At 51.7% G+C, this 505-nt stretch carries 2 tRNA genes; both read right to left on the bottom strand.

Annotated elements, in window-relative coordinates:
• Window positions 1–154: 154 nt before the first annotated feature.
• A tRNA-Asp gene (locus tag PMI28_RS12150) sits at window positions 155–231 on the bottom strand.
• A gap of 15 nt (window positions 232–246) precedes the next feature.
• Window positions 247–322 (bottom strand) — tRNA-Val (locus tag PMI28_RS12155).
• Between the last annotated feature and the right edge of the window lie 183 nt (window positions 323–505).

The following is a 505-nucleotide window of genomic DNA, read 5'->3' as shown; positions in this document are numbered from 1 at the left end:
CAGCTGCTACAGATCGCATTAACGCTTAATTGACGGGCATTAACCCCAAGGTCGCTTTTTCATTGATGCCCGGCCAAATTCCGGACAGCAAAAAGCCCGCACAAGGCGGGCTTTCTGTGGTGACCTGGCGTTCAGTGTTCCAGGTTACCGAATATGGCGCAGCGGACGGGACTCGAACCCGCGACCCCCGGCGTGACAGGCCGGTATTCTAACCGACTGAACTACCGCTGCGCGTAGCGTTGAAAGTGGTGGGTGATGACGGGATCGAACCGCCGACATTCTGCTTGTAAGGCAGACGCTCTCCCAGCTGAGCTAATCACCCTTTACCTTCGTTGCGGGGCACATTATGCCACAGGTTTTTATAAAGTGTTGATTTAATTGAAGTTTTTTTCAAAAAAATCTAAAAACCGGTGAAACGATGCAACCCACAGGAACAACAGTCAAACATGAGGCAGAAAAAAACCCGCATCAGCGGGCTTTTCCGTGGTGACCTGGCGTTCAGTGT

It is taken from the genome of Pseudomonas sp. GM48, assembly GCF_000282335.1.
In the GTDB taxonomy this organism is placed as follows: Bacteria; Pseudomonadota; Gammaproteobacteria; order Pseudomonadales; family Pseudomonadaceae; genus Aquipseudomonas.
Note: the sequence above shows the minus strand (reverse complement) of the source record. Positions and strands in the feature narration are given on the sequence as shown.